Raw genomic sequence first — 21,967 nt, 5'->3', positions numbered from 1 at the left:
ATCATGAAAAACAAACATATTTTTTTAGGCTTATCGCTAATCGTATTGCTACTGGGCGTTGCTAGTTGTAAAAAAGGGAACACCTATTACGAAGATTTTCAAGTCAAGTATACCGAATTTGATGGAACTTCATTGGAATTTTTAGAATCACAAGGTAATACCTATGACTCCTTGCTGTTAGTTTTGGATCGTGTTCCTTCGGTACGCGCTAAGTTGAAAGATGCTAATGCAAAAACGACCTTTTTCGCCATGACGAACAGTAGTTTTACCAATGCTTTGGATGCCATGAACGGTGTACGAAAAGCGGGAAACAGATCTCCGTTTTATCTTGAAGACATTCCACAATTGATCCTTGATTCCTTGACGTATCATTATGCATTTAATGGTGAATATGATACGCCTTACCTACGTGATTTTGTTGAAGGAAAAGTGATTAAAGCTATTGACGATTATAATATGACCTTAAAGTATAAAGTGACATCTGCTTCCGGAATTATAGGCGGCGGTCAACAACAGATCATATTGAGTGATATGAATAAGTCTATTTTTCAACGCTACTGGCAGGAAAGCGCAACATCTGTGGTGAATATCCGTACACAAAACGGTATGTTACATGTCCTCGCTCCAAGTCATAATTTCGGATTTAGTAAACTCGCTAAATTATTAAACAAATAGCATGGAAAAGAAAATATTTAAATCGGTAAAACAGTTATTAGTGCTCGGGATGGGACTTTTCATGCTCGCCTCATGTAATAAGTACATTCCGGATGACCAAGACTCACTCGGTACTGACGTAGTGTATAGCACCAATGAATTTATGCCATTGTTAGGAAGAAATACCTTCTATAATAATATTGTCAATATTGGGCAGAATACTTCACAACCTCTCAATTTTAAAATTGTAAACGTGCGTGATATTGATGGACAGCCTTCAACACTTTTTGAAGATAAATTTCCGGTAAAAATCTGGACAATGGCATATAGCGGCGAAGAGAAATCTATCGCTGAAATTGAAAATAAACGTAAGGTAGAATACCGTCCTATTCTCGAGATTCTTGAGAAATCAGGCAATATAAATTTTTGGGGACAGGCCGTAAATTCAAATTTTGTCAAAGCACAACCAGATTCAGGCTATGTGTTTGATATTGAAGTTAACAACACTGGTGGACGCAGGTATTTGCGGAATTTCAAATTAAAGCCCTATCGGGAACGTGCATTTGAACCGAGCATCATGGATCCAGTGACAGGCTTAGCGCCACTACCATATACGAATCCCAGCAGGACAACCAATTTGTATGGCGTACGAACAAATCAATTTATTTATCCAGGTCTAATTAATGTGTATTTCAATAAATTGGAGAGCAAAGGGACAGGAAGTAGAACCTTGACCGTAAGTTTCTTGGATTCTTTAAACCGTCCAATTGATGTGAAGAAATTTGCCGCAACAGAATGGGGCAAATTAGTGCATGGTTTCAACCATAGATTTGAAAATGGTAAAGTGATTTATGACGTTGCTTATCCTATTCCATTGGCACCGATCAAAACCGACTATTCTTCAAGCGATGGTACTTATGCCGTGATGAATTTCAAATTTCGCAGGAAAGGGCAGTTTGGTTTTCTCGAAGATTGTGGGATCGAGATGCCATTTGCGATCTATGAAGAAGGAGATTGGGAGATACAATTTCGCTTCACCAGGGAAACGCCAAAATTTGACTGATGATGGACGGACTAATTAGCTTAAAGATTATGAAACAATTTAGCATAATATTAACTTTCATTTGTGCCTTGTTTGTGGGGGATGCATGGGCCCAGACCATGGTCAAGGGTGTTGTGAAAGGAAATGATAACAGAGCGCTCAGTGGCGTCTCTATACGCTTGGAAAACCCCAAACGAGATCTGGGAAAAACCGGAGAAGATGGCCGGTTTGTCATTTCGGTCCCCAACAGCGGGGTGATGGTGTTTTCCTATCAGGGCTATCGTACAGAGAAGTATACGATTGTTGCTGGAAAAAAGGAATACAATGTGACCTTAGAAAGTACGGCACAGGAACTTGAAGAGACTGTTGTGGTAGGATACCAACAACGTAAAAGAGAGACATTGACTGGATCCGTAGTAACGATCTCCGGTAAGGAAATACAGGATATTCCTTCAGGTAACTTTGTTGACCTTTTGCAAGGTAAGGTTGCTGGTTTAAATATTCAGAACAATACAGGAAGTCCTGGTATGCGCGGAACGATGGCGGTGCGTGGGATGTCTAACTTTAATGTTTCGGGTAGTGGTGACAATACCTTTGTGACACCTACTTCACCTTTATTCGTTATTGATGGTGTGCCTATTGATGACAACTCGGGCTATGAATATGGATTTGAATCAGCAGGTCCTGGTGTGTCGCCGATTTCCATGATTCCACCTGAAGATATCGAAGATATCACGGTCATGAAAGATGCACAAGCAACAGCAATGTACGGATCGCGGGGTGCTTACGGTGTTATTCAGGTACGTACTAAGCGCGGGAACTCGAAAGTTCCTATCGTTCAATATCAAGGTCAGTTCTTCTTGTCGGCTGTGCCGCAATTACGTCGTGTGATCGGTGGTAAGGGCGAGCGGATGGTTCGTTTGGATCAAATCCTGATGAATGATACAACATTAGCTGCAGCAATCCGACGTATCAATGACTCACCAATATTGGCCGATTCCCTGAATCCCTATTATAATAATTCAACCGATTGGCAATCCTATTTCTATCGCAATACGATGAACCAGACACATAACGTGAATATATCGGGTGGAGAGCGTGTATTCAATTATAAAGCCAATATGAACTATTACGATGAAAATGGAATCATCGCCAATACTGGCTTTAAACGGTATACCTTGCAATCTAATATGCAATATGAACCGAGTGACCGTTTTCGTATGATGACTAATATTAATGTCAATGTGGCGCAAAATAAGATGGGCTCAGGAAATGCATTGATGCAGACGGGGGTAGGTAAATCGGTCAATACAACATCGCTGTATCCTTCGCCTTCCTTATTTTCTGGAAGTATGGGCGCGCTATCGGCATTAGGTGTGGATGACCAAAATAAGACGGGTAATTATGTTGGGCAACTTGAATTACAGTATGTACCTATTAAAGATTTAAGAGCATCAGTTACCTTAAACTATAACTATACCACTTCAACAAAAGATCGTTATACACCAGAGATACTTTTAGGTAACTCTTCAGAAGTATACAGTTATTATAGTAACAAAAGTAAAGTCTACAACCGGAATCAACTGTCTTATGTGAAAGCTATTAAAGATAAGCATCTTTTTAACCTTTACGGTTTTACGGAAATGGAAATATCCGCTTCTTCAGAAGATTTATCGAAGATTCGCGGAACGGCGAATGATCAATTTCAGACAGGAATTAGTTATAATACAAGAAACACACTAGGTGGATTGTTAAACTCATTGAATAATTTTAGATCGGTTGCTTATGCAGGGAGCTTTTCGTATAACTACGATTCAAAGTATATTCTTGATTTGACCTACCGTGTCGATGGTAGTTCGTTGACCGGTGGTGCAACACCTTGGACCAAAAATCCTTCAGCGGGTTTACGTTGGAATTTCAAGAAAGAGAAATTTATGGAGAATGTGGATTGGTGGGACACGGGTTTCTTGAGAGGATCGGTCGGTCGTACAATTTCACCATCTGGATCCCTGTCGGATATCTATGGTTGGTATAAGATTGATGACGGTCGTTACAACAATAGACCAACAACTTCCTTGGATTTGGAAATTGCTCCAAATACAGGTTTAGTGCCACAATCTACGACGCAATGGTCTATGGCTGCGGAACTAGGGTTTTTCAATAGTTCGCTGTATGTGACTTACGAAACTTATTACAAGCAATCCGATAAGATTCTACGCAAAAAGCCAATTGCAAATCACAATGCATTTGCAAATGTATTGACGAATGAGTCTGCTATGGTGAATAGGGGACACGAGTTAAGTATCCAGTATAGACCAAAACTTGCAAGCTCAGAGTGGGAACTGAATGCAAATGCAACGTTTGCAATAAATAGAGATTATGTAACCTCATTGCCCGATGGAGCACGTCAATTGGTACAGCCGGATGGATCAGGATACGACCTGCCACAGTTTTATCGTTTGGGGCGTAATGCTTTTACTTTTGTCTTATATGATTATAAAGGTGTCTATAAATCGGACGACCAAGTGCCGGTCAATCCATTAACTGGATTGCGTTATAGAGCAGGGGGGGAAATGAATGGAGGTAAGTTCTTCCGTGCGGGAGATCCCATTTTTACAGATCTAAATGGTGACTATGTGCTAGACGAAAATGATTTAGTTTATGTCGGTAATTCGCAGCCAGCAATTACAGGCGGTTTATACCTCTATACACGCTATAAAAATTGGTCTTTGCGTACGCAATTATCCTACACCATAGACCGTGATATCCTAAATACAGCTTTGACAGATCGCTTCCGGAACTATTCGGATCCAAGCGGACAAAACTATGGTGATGGCGCCCCTGGAGCCTATGTTCCATTGGATGCTTATAATGTATGGCGCCAATTAGGTGACAACGCAGATTATCCCAATGTTTCTGATTTTACACGTTTGACATTATATAATCCTTATCGTTACAACTCAACCATGTTTATGGAGGATGGCTCTTATGTGAAAATTAACACGATCACAGTAGGCTACAATTTTGACAGAAGATGGGCGCGTCGTTTTGGCGTATCATCTGCACGCGTCAATCTAACGGCAAACAATGTTTATACGTTTAGCAATTATTCCGGACCAGATCCAGAATTGGTAACAGGTGTGGGACGTGATGGCTCAAACGGTTATCCAAGTAGAAGAACCTATTCATTGGGAGTAAGTGTACAATTCTAAGTTCGAAGACAACATGAGAAAGAAATTTTTATATCTATTTATATTGGGAGCATCCCTGGGTTTGGGCTCCTGCGGAAAGGACTTCCTAAATATTACTCAGATTGACAAATTAACGGGAAATAATTACTGGACCAGACAAGCAGATGTCGATCAGTACATGGGGGGGATCTATTCTACTTTCAGAGAAGCAACCATGACGAATATCTTTTTTCCGGCATCAGGCGACTTGCGTTGTGCTCCTACAAATCGGACGAGCGCAACATCAGGGGCGGGAAGGGATTATATTTCATTGTTGAGACAAAATGATTTGAATGCGATTATGTCAAGAACTAGTGAGGATGTGAGTAATAATTTTGCCTATTTCAGATTTCCTAGGATCACGCAATGGAATAACTTCTATAAGATGGTTCAAAATGCGAACATTGTCATCTACCAATTAGAAAATAAAGATATGCCATTCCTTAGTGAGGATATGAAAAAATCCTATAAGGCAGAGGCTGTTTTCCTACGTTCCTTAGCTTATTTTTTCATGGTGCGTTTGTATGGTGATGTCCCTTATTATACGGATGTAAATACCAACCCTTTACCGCGGACAAATATGTTCACGGTATTAAAGAATCTTTCGGCCGATTTGGATGCCACCTATAAAGATCTGCCTTGGACCTACGATGATCCTTCCGTTGTTGCTGTGAAAGCGATGCGCGGTGCTGCCATGACACTTAATATGCATATCAATATGTGGGTCGCAGGACTAGGAACGGATGATAAAACAGTACTTTATCAGAAAGTCGCAGATCTGGGAAAAGAGTTGATGGAAGAAAATGGCGGAGCTTATGCTTTGTTGGACCTCAGCAGAACAAAAGAAATCTTTAAAGGCCGGACAAAAGAAGGCTTGTTTGAGATTGTGCAAAACTTCAACTATGGTGAAAGTTTTCACTTGTCGGCATCTTATTCGGATTATGTGCTCCATGCGCCAAATAAAGTGACAACCAAGTCCTATATCTATTACGATCCAAAATTTATGGAAAAGATGTATCCACCAACTGAAGACGATCAGCGTAAAGTGTATTGGTTTGATAAAGATATCTATTCGACAAATGGAGATTTTCAATGTCTAAAATTTTCAAATGTATTTATGGAAGAGGGGGAAGATAACAATCCGGATGATAACCAAATGGTATTCCGCTACCCTGACCCAATTTTATTACGAGCAGAAGCTTTGGCGGAATTAGGAAAAGATGAAGAGGCAAGAACTGTTGTCAATGTCATTCGTACACGTGCTAAGGCAGCACCTATTCGAGACAGTGGGGATGATTTGAAAGATGCTATTTGGTGGGAGCGCGTCAGAGAACTTTTAGGAGAAGCAAACTTCTTTTATGACCTGGTACGCACGAAAAAGGTAATCAATTCGGAATACACAAGTGCTCCTATGTCAGTTGCAGCCTTTAACTCGGGGGGGTGGACCTGGCCAATTGATAAGTCTGCACGGACAAATAACCCTTATATGCAATTAAATAATTACTGGAACTAAAGGAATAGATCATGAAAAAGATTTGGAAATATACTTTTTTACTGTTGATGGCAGTTTCGCTGTTTTCGGCGTGTAAAAAAGAAGATTATATCGATACGGGTGTTCATGAAGCGAAGTTTAACGGTACGATCTGGAATTATCTGGAATCAAGACCGGATTTGTTTGATACCCTAATGGTTGCATTGAAAGTTGCTAAATTGGATGCTGTACTTAAAAATGATGAAGTAACCTTCTTTGCCCCCCCCGATCCTTGTGTTTTGAAATCTGTATGGTTGTTAAACCAACAGTTGTTTCGTTCTGGACAAGATTCCATAACAAAATTGGAGCAAATTAGACCCGATGTCTGGAGAAAATACCTGTCCAGGTATATTTTTAAAGGTAAAAATGTAGCCAAAGATTATCGTCAGATTGATACACTAAACTTGGCGGCATTTCCAGGTGGAGTTTATAAAAACCTGGATGGTGGTGATATGAATATAGGCGTACTCTATAATGACGTTGTCAGTAAAAATGAAAGCTCTGGTGGTACACAGGTCATTAAATATGCGGGTTACCGTCAGCTTTATTTAAACTATCCTTATTCGATGAGTGTACCTGATGAAATTAAGGATTATTTTGTTCCTTTTATTACAGCACCGGTAGCCACATCGGATATTCAACCGACTAATGGTGTATTACATGTATTGCAATTTTCGAAACATGCATTTGGATTTCAGAATTATGAATTTGCAAATGAGGCTTACTTGTTGGGTGTGCTTCCCAAAAAATAACGATCTGATATTATTATGAAAAGAAATTTAATAACCAAAATAGCTGTCCTGATTGTAGCATTAATCACATGTGCTGCTTGTAGCAAGGACATCGTAACCGGAACAGATCCGTACGCCGGGGGCAAGGAACCTTTGGGCATTGGATTCTATATAAATTATCCAGAACCAGGAACGGCAAAGCCAGGGGAATTGGTGGATTTTTACGTCAAAGGACTAAAAGGTAAATTGGATCAGATTAACTTTTTTGTGAATAACACAGCGGTAGAGGTCGTGTCGGCGAAAGATTCGCTAATCACGATTAAAGTCCCGGCACAGATTACCTCGGGAGATGCCAAAATTGTTGTCGGTGAAGAAATCTTTTATGGGCCACGCCTGGAAATTGAGGGGAATACTTCGGTGGACGAAAACTACGGTATGGTGAATGGATTTAGAGGCTCAGTATATGATATTCTGCCTAATGCCGGTGGTTTTATTGTCGCTGGATCTTTCTACAATTTCGAAAATGAAGCAGTGGATAAAAAGGTTTATCGCAATGGGGTACATTTTATTGATGCCAATGGCAAGACCAGCGATAATATGAAATTTGGCCAAGGGGCATTTGGCGGCGGTTTTGTACGGTCAATTGCAAAGACAAGTGATGGTAAATTTATCTTTGCCGGCGCTTTGGGAACTTTCGCCAAACGAGCGATCAATAACATTGTTCGCGTCAACAATGATGGTGCGATCGATTCCATGATTGTAGAGGTGATCAATCCGGGTAACGACCCTAAAAATTCATTGGATACGGTATCCGCATTTAACGGTGGTGTAAACGGGTTAATCCTTAGAGCTTTTACTACTACTGATAATAAAGTGATTGCGGTAGGTAACTTCACATCTCATTTTAAGATTGATTACGACTATTCTTCCCGTGATTCCCGTAGATATATTATCTCGACGGCAAAGAGTGTCATTCGCATGAAGGAGGATGGTTCGTTGGATTCTACATTTGCGCTGAACAACTCTGGTGCCAACGGACAGATTATGGATGCTGCAATGATTGATAATGAGCGTATAGTCATCGTGGGTGCTTTTACCACCTATAATGGTAAGGCCGCCAATGGGATTGCCTGCATCAAATCGGACGGCTCCTTAGACGAGACGTTTAAATTGAATGGAAATATTACCCGATTATTTGCACTAAGTTATAACAGCACCTTGAAGAAATTAGTTGTTTCGGGCATTTTTACAGGTGCTGGTGCTTCAGGAAAGGTAAATAATATTGCACTGATGAATACAGACGGTACAGTTGATGACACCTTCATCTTGCGCGATATTGGTACTGGCATTATTAATTATGCCCAAATTCTAAACAATGGACAGCTCATTATTGATGGAACACATAAAACCTATGCGGGTGTGCCAAGAGCAAATCTATTGATCTTGGAAAAAAATGGCGAATTGCTGCAAAAATATAATTCATTGGGACCATTCACGGGTGCACTTTTTAAAGTAATCGAGACGAAATCTTCTTTAGGTGAACCTGCATTGTTGCTTGGAGGGAGTATTCTCCAATATGGGCAAAAAACAGTAGGAAACTTCCTACGTTTGGAAATCAAGAATTAACCCAATAAATAAACTGGTTATGATTAAGTATTTAAAAACTTTTAGACATATTTCTTTAGCACTTGCTACCTTAATGGTATTAGGTGCTTGTAATAAAGATTTTCCGAACTTGTTGCAGAATTTCAATGAAGCAAAGGATAGTCCAGAAAGTCGTGATAAGGTGTTATTGGTTATTGTTGATGGGCTTTCAGGCCCTGCTATGCAGGACATTGCTCCAACGAATATTGATTTGATGACACGCAATGGCCTAGTTACTTATGGTAGTTTAGCTGATCCAACAACCGAATTTGAAGTGACTAATCAATCGGTTACTGCCTCGTTGCTGACGGGTGTTAATAGTGCTAAAAATAAGGTCGTCGGGACGGATTTAAGCCCGATTGATTTGAATAAGTATCCAACGATTTTTACGAAGTTGAAGCAAAATGCAACAAGTCGTAAATCGAGCCTTTTCACTTCTGACGCAAAGTATGGTACTACCCTGGGTAAAGATGCCGAAGTTAAGGTCGAAAGTAATGATGTTGCGGTGGTCACTGCGGCGAATACAGCATTGGCAAATACCGAATCGGATTTGAATGTTATCCATTTGACGGAGGTTGATAAAGCGGGGAAATCCTCAGCCTATACGGCCGAGGATACAAAATATGTTGCTGCAGTCAATGTAATGGACAAACAGGTCCAATCTTTATGGGCAACGATCAAGAAGAGAACTAGTTTCAATACGGAAAACTGGGTCGTGATTGTGACTTCTGCTCAGGGGGGAGTATCTACGGATCCGGTGACCGATTTTACACCTTATGGGGATAGTAAAAGAGATACATATACATTATTTTATTCCCCAAAGTTTGCACGGAAAATTGTTCCAAGACCCAACTCTAAAGATATTCCTTTTGTGGCAAATGCGACGAGATATACCTATGCGAGCAACAATCAAGTCATTGGGAAATTAGCTGATGCAAGTAAATTCAATATGGGAACTGGGAGTGATTGGACGATGACCCTCTTTTTAAAATATAATGTTGCCAACTCCAATTATTATTATCCGATATTTTTTGCCAAACGTGTTGAGGGTTTTACAGGAGCTGGCTGGAACTTCTTTTTAGAGGGAAACTACTGGGGTTTTAATAGCTCAATCGCAGGACAAGCGTTCGGTCCCGGTATTAATGATGGTGAATGGCATGCGTTGACTGCTGTTATTAAGCGAAGTGGAACTCAGGATTCTGTCTATGTGTATACGGACGGAACAAACGCGACAGTGTCAGGAAAGTCCTCTCAAGTGGGTGCCAACGGGAATAATCTTGATAACACAAGCCCTTTAACACTGGGCTACAATCCCGGCAATGGAAATACGGATTGTAATATATCGATATGTAATGTACAGGTTTATAATCGTGCCTTTTCGGCCGAAGAAGTAAAACGATTCGGAGGGATAACACATATTGATGAAACGTACCCGTTCTGGAATAATCTTCAAGGATATTGGCCTGGGTATGACGATGTCAATACAACTGTACTCACAGAAAAAACGGAGAAGGGAGCGGGTAACTTCAAATTGACAGGTCCTGTCGCCTGGACAAGTTTCAATGAATTGGTGCCATTTTTTCAACCACCAATTGAGGAATCTTTTTATCGTCTAGTGCCCAATGCTGTGGATATTCCTTTTATGATTTATCAATGGTTGGGGGTATCGGTAGAATCATCATGGAATTTGGACGGCAAGAGCTGGACGCCAAACTATACACAAATTAGAAAATAACCAAATTTTGACCTAATGAGAAAGAGATATTTAGTTTTTGGATTATTTGTTGGGTTGATGGCTTTTGCCTCCTCCTGCAGTAAATATGGTATTGAGTTTCCAGATGGTTATCAATCTGGAGATTCTACTGAAACCCCACTTAAATCGGATACGACCATGGGCAAAGCTGATAAAAGTTTGTACCATCGGGCTCGGATATACCCTGGTTTGGTAGGGGAAAATGTGACACGTGTTAAGGATACCACGATTTCTATGTTAATGAATAGAAAGTATGTGTCATCTTTTGATTATAAAGTCAGCGTAACGCCTGCGCCAATTTATACCACAGGATTATATGCTCCCGCAGGAGAGGTAATTCGGATTACAGTACCTGCTGGTGCCATTGGTATGACAGTACAGATCGGTGTACATACAGATAATATAACAGGTAAAGATGCTCCCCGTAGGGATCCTGTTTTGTACACTAGAAAGGAATTATTTCCGGGGACAAACTACATTAAAAACTTGTATGGTGGAACGGTATGGATTATTAATCAGAAAGCAAGCACAACTCCTGTTAATATTAAAGTAGCGGGAGCTGTCAAGTCCACTGACTTTCTTTTAGGGAAATCCACTGTGGCCGATTGGAAAAAACAGGTTTTGTCGCAAGATGTGCCATGGATGGATCTCATCGGTGAGCGCGTTGCCTTCTCCGTTCCCCGTTCACTGGTTGTTAAATTCATCCAATCTGGAAAGATGGATCAGGTGGATGAGGCTTTGCGTTTGTGGGACGAGACTTATGTCAAAGATTATTATCATTGGATGGGACTATCTGCAGATGCGACTGATCCAATAAATCGCTATCCGGAATTTTGGGAGAGAGGTGTAATGGATATTCATCCTTCATTGGGATATGCCCATAGCGGTAGCCCCTGGGTAATGCAAGAAGATGAATATTGGCTGGATGAACTGACAAATCCGAACACAATCAGAAAAGGAACTTCATGGGGATCGTACCATGAAGTCGGACACAATTACCAAGCGAGCTGGGCCTGGAGCTGGTCTGATTTAGTGGAGACGACAAACAATCTGTTTATTTTTAATGCAGCGCGAAACCGTGGCGTTACTTCTCGCATAGATTTCCATCCGGCATTGAAGACATCGATTCCTGCGGCATTAAAATTTGCGGCCTTAACTTCGGCGAAGAATTTTTCCAATTTCCCTGAGGAATTGGGTATAGACGCTGATGATCCTTTTGCACGATTAACACCTTTCCTTCAGATTTTTGATAAGACAAAGGGAAAAAATGGTGAATCAGGTTGGGATTTCTTCCCTTACATCTATAGTAAGGCGAGGAATGAAAATTTTGCTAGTTCTTTAGACCAGGGAAAACGTGATTACTTCTATCGTCAGTTATGTAATTTTACAGGTAAGGACTTCAATCGTTTTTTTATCGCATGGGGTATTCCGGTAAGTAGCTCGGCTAAACGTGAAATGCGTGAGAAATATCCACCAATGGATCGCGCGATTTGGGAGTATAATCCGTTGACTTTTACAGGTGGTGATGGCGTATTACAGCCACGTTATTTCTTGCCAAGCGGCCTGTTTGAATTTACAGCCAATGTCGCAACAGCAACCAACGAAAGTACTGGTAAGTTTACTGCGATGACCGATGGCGATCCAAATACCTATTGGCACACCTGTTGGTCAGGCTGTTCTATTCCTACTACGTTACCTGTAGAGTTAACCATGAACATGAAGGAAGTCAATGTCTTTAAAGGTTTCTATTACAAAAATAGAAAAGGACAGACTTTTGCAACCAAAGTTAAAGTTTATATCAGCCGCGATAATAAAAATTGGACCGATATGGGGCAATTTGCTTTAGCGAGTACATCACAGACAACTGCTCAAAATGAAGCAATGAAAGAATTCACATTTTCTAACCTTGTGGAGGCCCAATATGTGAAATTTGTGTTCCCGGATCCAAATACTGGTGGAGCTGTACACGTTGCGATTGCTGAGTTAGGGGTGTTTTACGATATATAAACTTAAATTATGAAAAGATTATTCAATATAAAGAAAGCCTTAGTTCTTGTCGTTATTGCGGCGTCTTTGTTGGTTGGCTGTACAAAATATGCCAATCCGCCGGCCATATATGAAGACTATGAACAGAATTTGCAACAACCGGTTAAACGGAAGGTGCTTTTTATCTCCATTGATGGGTTGGTTGGACAGGAATTAAAAAAGAGCGTGCCAAGTAATATTGCAGAATTACTCAAAACAAGTAAGTATACGTTTAATGCCCTTGCTGATGAGAATACCAGTAATCCATCTTCTTGGATGACGATGATGAGTGGAGTAACATATACCAACCACCGTATTGTCGACGAGTCTTATATTCCAAGGCCAAATGAAGATGATCCACATGAAAATGTTGCAGGTTATCCGTCCATGTTGTATCGTATCTCAACCGTAGCTCCGTCAATGAAGACAAGCGTAGTATCACGATCGGTTACTTTGAATGACAAACTGCTTGTCAGTGCGAATGAAACATATAACGGTGCGACTGATGAAGACGTTAAGAAGAAGGTGTTAGATTTGTTTAACACCAAGAATAGCGACTTTATGATTGTACAATTCACGTCTTTATTGGAAGCGGGCGAAAAAGGTGGGTTTACAATGAGCAATAACGATTATGCGAATGCCTTAAAGAAAGTCGACGGCTATATCGGAGAAATAGCGAAAGGATTGGCTGCACGTAAAAACTATCCAAATGAAGATTGGTTAGTTATCCTAACATCAAATCATGGTGGAATTGGGGATTCTTACGGAGGTGGTACTTTACAGGAACGGAATACCTTTGCCATTTTTCAGAATAAAAACTTTAAAGGCGCTGAATTGACGGGTAAACCTATGAGTTATGTCAGAATGTGGGGATACGATGGCACAGGAAATAAACCGCTTGGTGTAAGAGCTGTCAGTGATAATTTGGGCAACTCAAGCGATTATGACTTGGCAACCACAAAAGAATTAACAATTTCTGCGCGTTTTAGGTTTAATTTAAATAATACGATTATTTCATCAACCTATTCACCCAATACATATAACTATTGGTACTCAGGGATCTTCGGGAAGGATTCTAATACGTCCCTCGCTACTCCAGGGTGGATGTATTTTACCTGGGGAAATGATTTGCAAGTGAAGATCAGTGATGGCGTGAAGGAGGCTACCTGTCAGACGGCGAAAGTCAATGGCGAATGGTATACAATGACCACAGTCATCAAAGCGATCGGAAATGATCAGGTTAATATCAAGATTTATAATAATGGCACATTAGCGCAGGAAACAACTACTTCAGGAATGAATGTGGCCAATATCAAAACAAATGATCCCTTGATTTTTGGCTATAGACCAAATATATCCTATGATTTGGTGGATTTTGATGTATCGAATGTATCGATCTTTAATAAAGCATTTACGCAAGATGAAATCCGGAACTCTTTATGTTCCGTAGATGAATCGACTAATTCTTCTTTTGTTAATAACTTGAAAGGTTATTGGAAGATGTCACCTACTGAAAGCGGTTCAATTCAGAATGAGGTATCTGGCAAAAGTGCCATGGGACTTAGTGGAGATTTCCAATCTAGACTGACCTCCGAAGTAGTACCTTGTGATTTGGGTGAAAACGCAGTGTTTATTCAGGCAGCTGACTTTTTTCCGCAGATATTTTATTGGTTGGAAGTGCGGACATTAAAAGATTGGAAATTGGAAGGGCAGGTGTTTTTAAATAAATACGAAGTAGAGTTCCTCTTGCCAAAGCAATAAGAAAATAGATTATAAACTAAGCTCCATCGTACTGGTGGAATAAACGTTATTTAAAGATGAAAAGGAATTTTAAAATGAGCTGGGCATTTAATGTCATTTTAGGAGCTTTTTTACTGAGTATGGGGAGTTGTAAAGAAGAAGAACTCGTGTTTCCGCAGCAAGGGGATCAGGAAACCATTGTGACGGAGACGCGCCCAACAGCAAAGCCAACAAATTTGACTTATGTATCAGCTTTCAACCAAAATATAGAAATACATTGGCCTGCTTTGTCAGATCGTGTCGTCAAAGCACAGATCAAATACAAAGATGGTGCTGCAGATAAGCTATTGGATGTCACTAAATTCAACGAGCCTACAATCATTCACTTAAGTGAATTGAAAAGCTATGACTTCGCATTGCAATATTTTACCTCGGATGGTACCGGCTCTAAAGTGACCAAAACCATATTAAGACCAAGAGCCTATGAGGTGGATTATAAAATGGAGAATGTTTCAGTACAAGCAATTCCAGGTGGGGTAACATTTATTTTCCCAAATACATCACAGCGTGAGCTTCCAGGAAAACTGTCATATGCAGTTGCGGGAAAATCTTTTGAGGTAGACTTGAAGGGGAATAAACAGGACACAGTGACGGTTTTGAATTTAACCGACGAAACCAAAAAGATAGATTTTTCATTAAAATTCCAGGACGACCAATGGAAGAGAACAGCGACCGCTCAATCTCAAACGGCTCCTGGTTTGCTGACATATAAGTTGATTCTACCGACAGTTATTCCGTATACCGAAGGTAATAAAGGTATCTTGTCTTGGACAAATGCGACAAAAGATCCCGTTACTGTTAAAGTTCAGTATGAATTGAACGGAGTGAACAAAAATGTTATCGTTGAAGGAAGCACAGATTTAAAAGGAAAACTAGTATTTGATGTTCAGGGGGCAATGACTCCTATCACGTACACGATGGAGACAGAAGGCCAGACTTCGCCTGCTCTAAATGGACGCGTAGGACTATTGGAAAAAACAAGTTGGACAGCAGAGGTATCTTCAACTGAATCTAAGGAAGGCGCTGCAAATGGTATAGGCAAAAGCCTCATAGACGGAGACATCACAACATATTGGCATTCTACCTGGTCCTCTAGTAATAATCCAGTATATCCACATTGGTTTATTGTGGATATGTCTAAAGTGGAAGTTTTCGCTCGTTTCGGGATGATCAGACGGCACAATAATACCACAGGAGGATTTAAGCTTTTTAACGTTGAAGTATCTTTGGATAAGACAAACTGGACGTTATTGGGGAAAGATTTGACCTTTAACTCTGCGGATAATCCAGCAGCTTGGCAAGAATATGAAGTAGCACCAACCAAAGCAAGATATGTACGAATTACGATGACGGCGCCAATGAATTCCGCGACATCTACTCACTTAGGTGAATTTAGAGCGTATGCTTATTAATTGCAATTATCGTTTTTAGACTTAACAAAGGAAAGACGAAGTTCGATATTAATAATCGGAGAACAAAGATATTCGATTTAGAAATCGCCCAGAAAGTATCCACTTTCTGGGCGATTTTCTTTTGAGGTATTCCTTGAATGGCAAACAAAGATCGCTCGGTCGGTGAGTGGTTCGATAAAATTTGAACTAGTTTTTTAGGAAATAGGATCAATTTATAGCTACTCCGTGTGTTAGACTATTTGAAAATACGACCATGATATAAATGCTGACCATATGCATAGACAGATTGAACACTGTATTGGCAAGTCTTCCATCCTCAAGCACATATGCTTTAAACCAGACTGTATCGAAAGGGAGAGGGTAATCTTTGTCCGTATGAATGTAAATGCTTCAGTTTTGCGCACTTAAGCACAGAGAAAGGAAGATGAAAATTATAATGCGTAAAATAAAAGGCATGGTTATCAAATGTTGGGTTATTTTGTTTTGGTAAATAAGGCTAGCATAACCTTATTTGAAGCCAAATTTTCGAGGAAAATAGGTTAAAGATAACATAAAGTATTGCGTTAAATTATTGCGATAGCCCTGTGTAAATTCGGTCAGCCCATTGTTAATATATAATCCTTTATTCTCCTTTAGTAAATCATAGGCTGATAATTTTAGTTCGAGGTTATTTCCAGGCAATAAACGATATGTTGTATTTACATTCCAGATTAATGCATGATCTTTGAAATTGCTAGAGGAAGACAGTCGGCTTGTACTGTTACTATTTATTTGCCAGCGTTTTGATAATGAATAGCTCATGCTTAATCCGGAGCTCCAATAATTGGATACATAATCATTGTTCTTTTCGGATAGTTTATTGTGGCGCGCATAACGATTCCAGCTATTTATCCAACCGATTTGATAGCGATCAAGAATGGTGTAGTAGCTTTTCAAACTGAGATTTTGACTATTTGTATGCATTTCTTGTTTTATTGCATCGACATATTGGAATTTATTTCCCCAGCTTAGACTAAAATCGAATTGAAAATTTAACGCTTGTGTTTTGTTGAGCGGATAGTTTTTGTTTAGGTAACCATTGATACCAAATAAAGACATCGGGGCAGCAATCTGAATAAGATATCTTTGTTGCTGGGCCTCGTTAAATAAAATACTATCAGAAAGCCCTCGCCTATACAGTGTATAACTGAGGCTTATATTGCCAGAATAACCATTTTGACGTTGTTCATTAAAGCTAGTTCCAAAGGTTGCTTTAGTACGTTGTGTTTTTTTGAGTTCTGTTGCGCCAAAAAAGCGGTAAGCTACATTGCTGTTGTCATAAATAGGTCTAAGCTGGTCCAGGCTTGGATACTCTTCATCATAATTTAATTGTAAATAGCTGTTTGTGTAGTATTGGCTATTCTTGTTGTAGTATCGACTTAGGCGAAGCTGTGGCAAAAATGTATTGAACGTCTGCGCTAAATTGCGATAATCCAAACTCGAGTGATTCTCTGATTTGTATAAGCGTAGACCAACTCCTAATGTCAAATTCGTCGAAGAGCTGCTTCGTCCCTGAAGATAATGACTTTTTATACGAAAGGATTTTTCAAGATTTGGCTCGTATTGAAGTTGGTTGAACTTGCTTTGATGGGTTAGATCCAAATTGGTCTGAGGTTGATCGGCTACTAAATTAATAACATTGTCATTGGTGGTTGTATGATGGAAATTGAGCTTATGAGTGAGAGTCCAGTCCAAATAGCGAATGCTAAGGTCTATGTTTTGGCTAAATTCTTTGAGTGATTTATCATACGTTCGGTGATCCTGTCTATTTAGTTCCTGGTTATCAGCATTCGTATAAGAACTATGCATTTCATTGAACTGTTGTGTTTCAGAAGCTGATCCATCCCATTTCAATTTATAAGTCAGTAATTCTCCCAATGATTTCCCTTTTTTGTCATGAATTATCATGTTTGGACTTGAATTCACATCATATAGATCAATGTTGGTGCTGTAGGATAATCTATTTTTACGATAATCGCCATTATTTCGGATCGTATTTTGTGCATGTTCATTCGTATAATTGTATTCATTTAGGATGACAGAATTTTCTTGGTTAGAACTGCGTTCGAAATCCGCATCCGCAGATAGGTTTGCAAATCGATTGCCAACTTTTCCGCCTGTATTGGTGTATTTTAGAGCTGCTAATAGATTTTCTCTTTTGTTTTGACTTTCACTGTCATTTGTTCGTTGATTATCGATTGCATTTTCATTAGAAAGAAAAGCGGTAGTTGAATGATCCTTATTGATAATATTGTCCCAACGGCTTAACACACTGCTAGTGAAGAGATGTTTTCGATTGACTTGATTGGTTCCTACAATATCGTACTGATATCTGCCGCTAAGGACATGTTGATTGTTGATCCCCGTGCTTAAAAAATCTGAATCGAAATCAGCATTAATACCTACACCTTTAAAACTGGTGTTTTTTAATAATTGATCAGTGCTTTGGAGATCTTTATTGCTGTTGTTGCCCGAATAGGCTAGGGTGTATTGTGATTTGCCAGTTGATAAGTTAAGGTTGGAATGTTGTTGGTAGCGTTTGCTTGTACCACTACCATAGGATAAGCTTCCAAAATACATTTTTTCTTTTCCTTTTTTTAATGTTACGTTCATTTCGAGAGCAGCATCGAGCGGGTTTTCCTTTCTTTCTTTTTCATCCCGCTTATCGTAGATCTGTAACTTTTGAACAGCATCTTTAGCCAGATTCTGTAATACAATCGCTTTACTGGATCCAAAAAACTCTTTGCCGTTAACCAGTACATTAGGAATCTCTTTTCCATTATATGTCAAGCTTCCGTCTCCCCAAACCACAATGCCGGGAAGCTTACGCAATAGATCTTCTACGACGGCATTGCTGTCCAGTTTAAAAGCATCGGCGTTAAATTCCAAAGTATCCCCGTTCATTCTTACAGGAGGGAGAACTTCCACTTCCTCCAATTCGTTCTCCAGGAAATCCATATGAATCTTTCCTAAATTTTTGGACTCATCTTTCTTCAGGGTAAATTCCCGAATTGCTTTCTTAAAACCCTGGTGACTTAATTCCAATAGGTAGGTTTTGTTGATACCTAAATCATTAATTCTAAATTTTCCGTAAGTATCTGTAAGCGTAACCTTGTCTACTGTTTTATTGCCTTTCTCGTAAACTGATACTGTGGCAGATCGTAAGATATTGTTGTGCGCTGTATCAATAGCAATACCTTCTATTTTGGTTTGAGCAAAGCCGTTTATGTTCAATAGTATAAGAAGGAGAGATAGAGATAAAGTTTGAAAATATACTTTGGTCATGGATCTTATTTAAGTTTGAATCGGACAAATACCGGGTTATTGGATTTTTCCAACATTCTAAGCCGTTCGCTAACGGGATGAAACTCTTCTTTGGATTTACTGATGGCAATGCGAATGTCTTGGGGGGACAAAAAGGAGAATAAATATTCACCGTCGCTGCGTAATATATTGCTATCCATAAATGGTAAATAGTCGCTGCTTTTGTCTGGAAGAATATTTGTGAGGCCGATAACGTTTTTGGTGGCTAAATTTAACGCTATCCAAAAATTGTTTGGTTTTTTTAGCTGTAGGATAAGATGGTTTTTATAATTAATCACGTTATCCAATGTTCGGATTTCCTCCCGATGTGCATTGTAATAATGCATATAATTTATATAATCCTTTACTTTGCGAACTTCATCCAAGTTGACCGTATTCTTTAATGGGAAGATAAATTGGTAAACTTTCGAAATACCATTGCTATCCAGTTCGAATAATTTGGTGTTGTAATCAAAGCTTGCATAAGCTTTATTATTGAAATTTGGGCTTAAAGGCTGATGCAAGCCATAAGAGATTAATACGGAATCTAGTTTTTCATATTTTACCATGATACTGTCCCCGAGTTGTAGCGCATTAGTTGTTTTAATTTGGGGGTTACCTAAGTCTGGAGAATAATATGTCCATTTTTTAGTGCCAATTTGTGTGACATTTTTCGACTCATCTTTTCGGTTACTGATGGTATCAATAAAATTTCCATTCATGTCGTAACGAGCTTTAAATGGACCATGTAGAAGTTCAACACCTTTTTCGTTAAATTTAATTCGAGAGAAAAGTAAAATTCCTTTTTTATCTTCTACACCAATAACCGTATTAATTATTTTAAGAAGGTTACCTTTGATATCATATAGGTGAAAGTGGCCGTCTCGATTTAATATCCCAATACGCTCTGCGGTACTTTCCAATTCATAGACATCACTTAGTAGTTTATTATTGGTTCGTTTTAGAGGAATATATTCCAAATCACTTAACAGTTCGGAAACTGTGCCCCCTTGCGTTGTTTCGGGAATTATCCTGATCTTTTCATTTGGGATGTCTTTTGCATAAATCAGATTTTGAGCTTTGACATCTATTTTACTCAAAATAGATATTACGGTTAATAGGAGAATTATGGGCCTCATATTTCTTTAAGTTTATTGGTTAGGTTAAAATAAGTAATTATTTGGTTATAAAAAACAAGAGCTGAAGAATCAATCGATTGCGTAAAAAACTTTAAGAGGAATTATTTATGTAATAGTGGGAATTGTCTAGTTTTAAGTTAGGTTTAGTTATTCGTAACCGATTTGTATGTTGTTTATAACATATTTGACCAAAAGTGTCGGTTTTAGTTCCTACCCACTTTGAATTCTCTACTGGGGTATATCCCGGTGTTCTAGCGTGTCAGAATCGAACTCACCGTGGATGGCAGCATGGACAGATATCAAATCTGTCTGTACTGAGGTAGGGTGGAGTCCTGAGGTTCATCACGACGGGGGCGAGCAACTTGGTGACATATTTTCTGTTAGTAAACCGTGATTTTTTTACTTTTTGGGAATCCCTTTTCCGAATAATCCCAACTGACTGTTTTTATCTTATTCCCCGGTATCAGGTTCCCCAGTTGTTCTGCTATTTAATGGCTTTCCGGATATTGGTGGAGCTGAACATCGCGGTCGACCTGATCTGAAACGATAGCTTGTTGTCAATAGCCGCTCCAGGTCTTCGTTGGAGCTGCGTCCTATCTTGTTTGTATCTAAGAAAGTTATATTTAAGTATTAACTATGGTATTACACGGGATTAGCAGGGATTTACCCCTGTTATACCCCTGTTAACCCCCTGTAAACTCCCAGTTATATCCCTATTATTTTCTAAGCAATTCGAAAGCAATCTGCCGGTTGTCCCGCTGTTGCAGTGTGGACTTTTTCCGTGCTACTGGATTTTCTGCGGATACCCATGAGATCCGCTGTTAAGTTCTATTGTTGCTGTTTCTTCCTGATTGTGCCCTGAACAGGTCATTTTATAACGATCTGCCCCAGCTCCATTATATCCACAGGGTGCTGCTATAAATATAAGACCCGCATAGTCATCCCTACTGCGGAGCGGCGGCAGGGAACCTGTCTAGCAGCGATCATTATAATTATACCATCCTTGTTTCCGGAATCATTCCGTGCATCACTTGCCTTTTGTTAACCCGAGCTCAGCCGGCCCCCCTTTTCCCATGAGGCCTCTGTTTCTATCCGCGTTGCATTCTCCGGCCTTTCCACTGTGTATCCGCTGCGGTTCCACCATCCCCTTGCGCCACCTTTCCACAGCGTTTCCACAGTCTCGGCGCTGTTTCCCTGCGTCCGATCTGGCTATAACCGTCCTTTTTTGTCCTCCGGAGCCCCCCGGGATGCTGTTTCACAAAAAGAATCCGCCAAGTTCACAGCGAGTTAGCGGCAAAATGAAATAAATAAGAACAAAAGGCTTGGAAGTTTGTTAGTAAACTCCCTATCTTTGCACCACTCCGCAAGGGAGGGACGGTTACTTCGAAAGAAGAGGCCATGAAAAAAAGAAGGGTTTAGGTGAGCGCGACAGGATTTAAAATCCCGTTCAGTTTATTTTAAACGCTGAAATCGGGAAAAAGAAAAAGAAAAAAAACTTCAAAAGTTTTTTGGAATTTCAAAAAAGATTTCTACCTTTGCAGTCCCAACGGAAACGGAGGGAAACAAAAAAAAGATAAAGAGGAGCGCAATGCTCATTGAAATATAGCGGATACGGAAGTTGAAGCGAGATAAGTTCTTTAAGAAAACACAATCATGTAAGCGTG

General features: G+C 39.7%; 13 protein-coding genes. 10 read left to right on the top strand and 3 right to left on the bottom strand.

Translation table 11 applies throughout. The annotated features are described in order from the left end of the window. Nucleotides 1-3: 3 nt before the first annotated feature. Genes DFQ12_RS21095 through DFQ12_RS21050 form a run of 10 tightly spaced genes read left to right on the top strand, consistent with a single transcriptional unit; the run spans nt 4 to nt 15,822 of the window. On the top strand, nt 4-675 hold the full coding sequence (locus tag DFQ12_RS21095) for a hypothetical protein (protein ID WP_244211815.1): 672 nt from the start codon (nt 4-6) through the stop codon (nt 673-675). 1 nt (nt 676) lies between these two features. Next, entirely contained in the window at nt 677-1,717 is a 1,041-nt protein-coding gene (locus DFQ12_RS21090) for a DUF5007 domain-containing protein (RefSeq protein ID WP_120261047.1), read from the top strand. Between the two features lie 29 nt (nt 1,718-1,746). Next, a complete protein-coding gene (locus DFQ12_RS21085; protein WP_120261358.1) occupies nt 1,747-4,908 on the top strand; it encodes a SusC/RagA family TonB-linked outer membrane protein in 3,162 nt (1,053 codons plus the stop codon). A gap of 13 nt (nt 4,909-4,921) precedes the next feature. Further along, complete coding sequence (locus tag DFQ12_RS21080) at nt 4,922-6,439, top strand: RagB/SusD family nutrient uptake outer membrane protein (protein ID WP_120261046.1); 1,518 nt, start codon at nt 4,922-4,924, stop codon at nt 6,437-6,439. A gap of 11 nt (nt 6,440-6,450) precedes the next feature. Next, complete coding sequence (locus DFQ12_RS21075) at nt 6,451-7,209, top strand: hypothetical protein (RefSeq protein WP_120261045.1); 759 nt, start codon at nt 6,451-6,453, stop codon at nt 7,207-7,209. A gap of 15 nt (nt 7,210-7,224) precedes the next feature. Next, nucleotides 7,225-8,814: a DUF5008 domain-containing protein gene (locus tag DFQ12_RS21070; protein ID WP_120261044.1), complete on the top strand. Its 1,590-nt coding sequence runs from the start codon at nt 7,225-7,227 to the stop codon at nt 8,812-8,814. Between the two features lie 19 nt (nt 8,815-8,833). Next, nucleotides 8,834-10,567 (top strand): LamG-like jellyroll fold domain-containing protein, encoded by a 1,734-nt coding sequence (locus DFQ12_RS21065; protein ID WP_120261043.1) that lies wholly within the window; start codon nt 8,834-8,836, stop codon nt 10,565-10,567. A 15-nt stretch (nt 10,568-10,582) separates the two neighbouring features. Beyond that, nucleotides 10,583-12,592, top strand: a complete 2,010-nt coding sequence (locus tag DFQ12_RS21060) for a M60 family metallopeptidase (RefSeq protein WP_120261042.1) — start codon at nt 10,583-10,585, stop codon at nt 12,590-12,592. A gap of 9 nt (nt 12,593-12,601) precedes the next feature. After that, nucleotides 12,602-14,371, top strand: a complete 1,770-nt coding sequence (locus tag DFQ12_RS21055) for an alkaline phosphatase family protein (RefSeq protein WP_120261041.1) — start codon at nt 12,602-12,604, stop codon at nt 14,369-14,371. Nucleotides 14,372-14,427: 56 nt separating this feature from the next. Beyond that, nucleotides 14,428-15,822: a discoidin domain-containing protein gene (locus tag DFQ12_RS21050; protein ID WP_120261040.1), complete on the top strand. Its 1,395-nt coding sequence runs from the start codon at nt 14,428-14,430 to the stop codon at nt 15,820-15,822. A 507-nt stretch (nt 15,823-16,329) separates the two neighbouring features. On the opposite strand, the gene DFQ12_RS21045 is transcribed toward DFQ12_RS21050, so the two are convergent. The 3 genes from DFQ12_RS21045 to DFQ12_RS28205 all read right to left on the bottom strand — a co-directional run bounded on the left by DFQ12_RS21045 (nt 16,330) and on the right by DFQ12_RS28205 (nt 21,562). Beyond that, the gene (locus DFQ12_RS21045) at nt 16,330-19,146 is read right to left on the bottom strand and encodes a TonB-dependent receptor (protein WP_120261039.1); all 2,817 of its coding nucleotides are present in this window, start codon (nt 19,144-19,146) and stop codon (nt 16,330-16,332) included. Nucleotides 19,147-19,151: 5 nt separating this feature from the next. Next, nucleotides 19,152-20,264, bottom strand: coding sequence for a 6-bladed beta-propeller (locus DFQ12_RS21040; protein ID WP_208642599.1), 1,113 nt, complete (start codon nt 20,262-20,264; stop codon nt 19,152-19,154). A gap of 1,127 nt (nt 20,265-21,391) precedes the next feature. Beyond that, nucleotides 21,392-21,562: a hypothetical protein gene (locus tag DFQ12_RS28205; RefSeq protein WP_167457325.1), complete on the bottom strand. Its 171-nt coding sequence runs from the start codon at nt 21,560-21,562 to the stop codon at nt 21,392-21,394. Nucleotides 21,563-21,967: the final 405 nt, after the last annotated feature.

The organism is Sphingobacterium detergens, from assembly GCF_003610355.1.
GTDB lineage: Bacteria > Bacteroidota > Bacteroidia > Sphingobacteriales > Sphingobacteriaceae > Sphingobacterium > Sphingobacterium detergens.
This window is presented reverse-complemented; position numbering and strand designations above follow the sequence as displayed.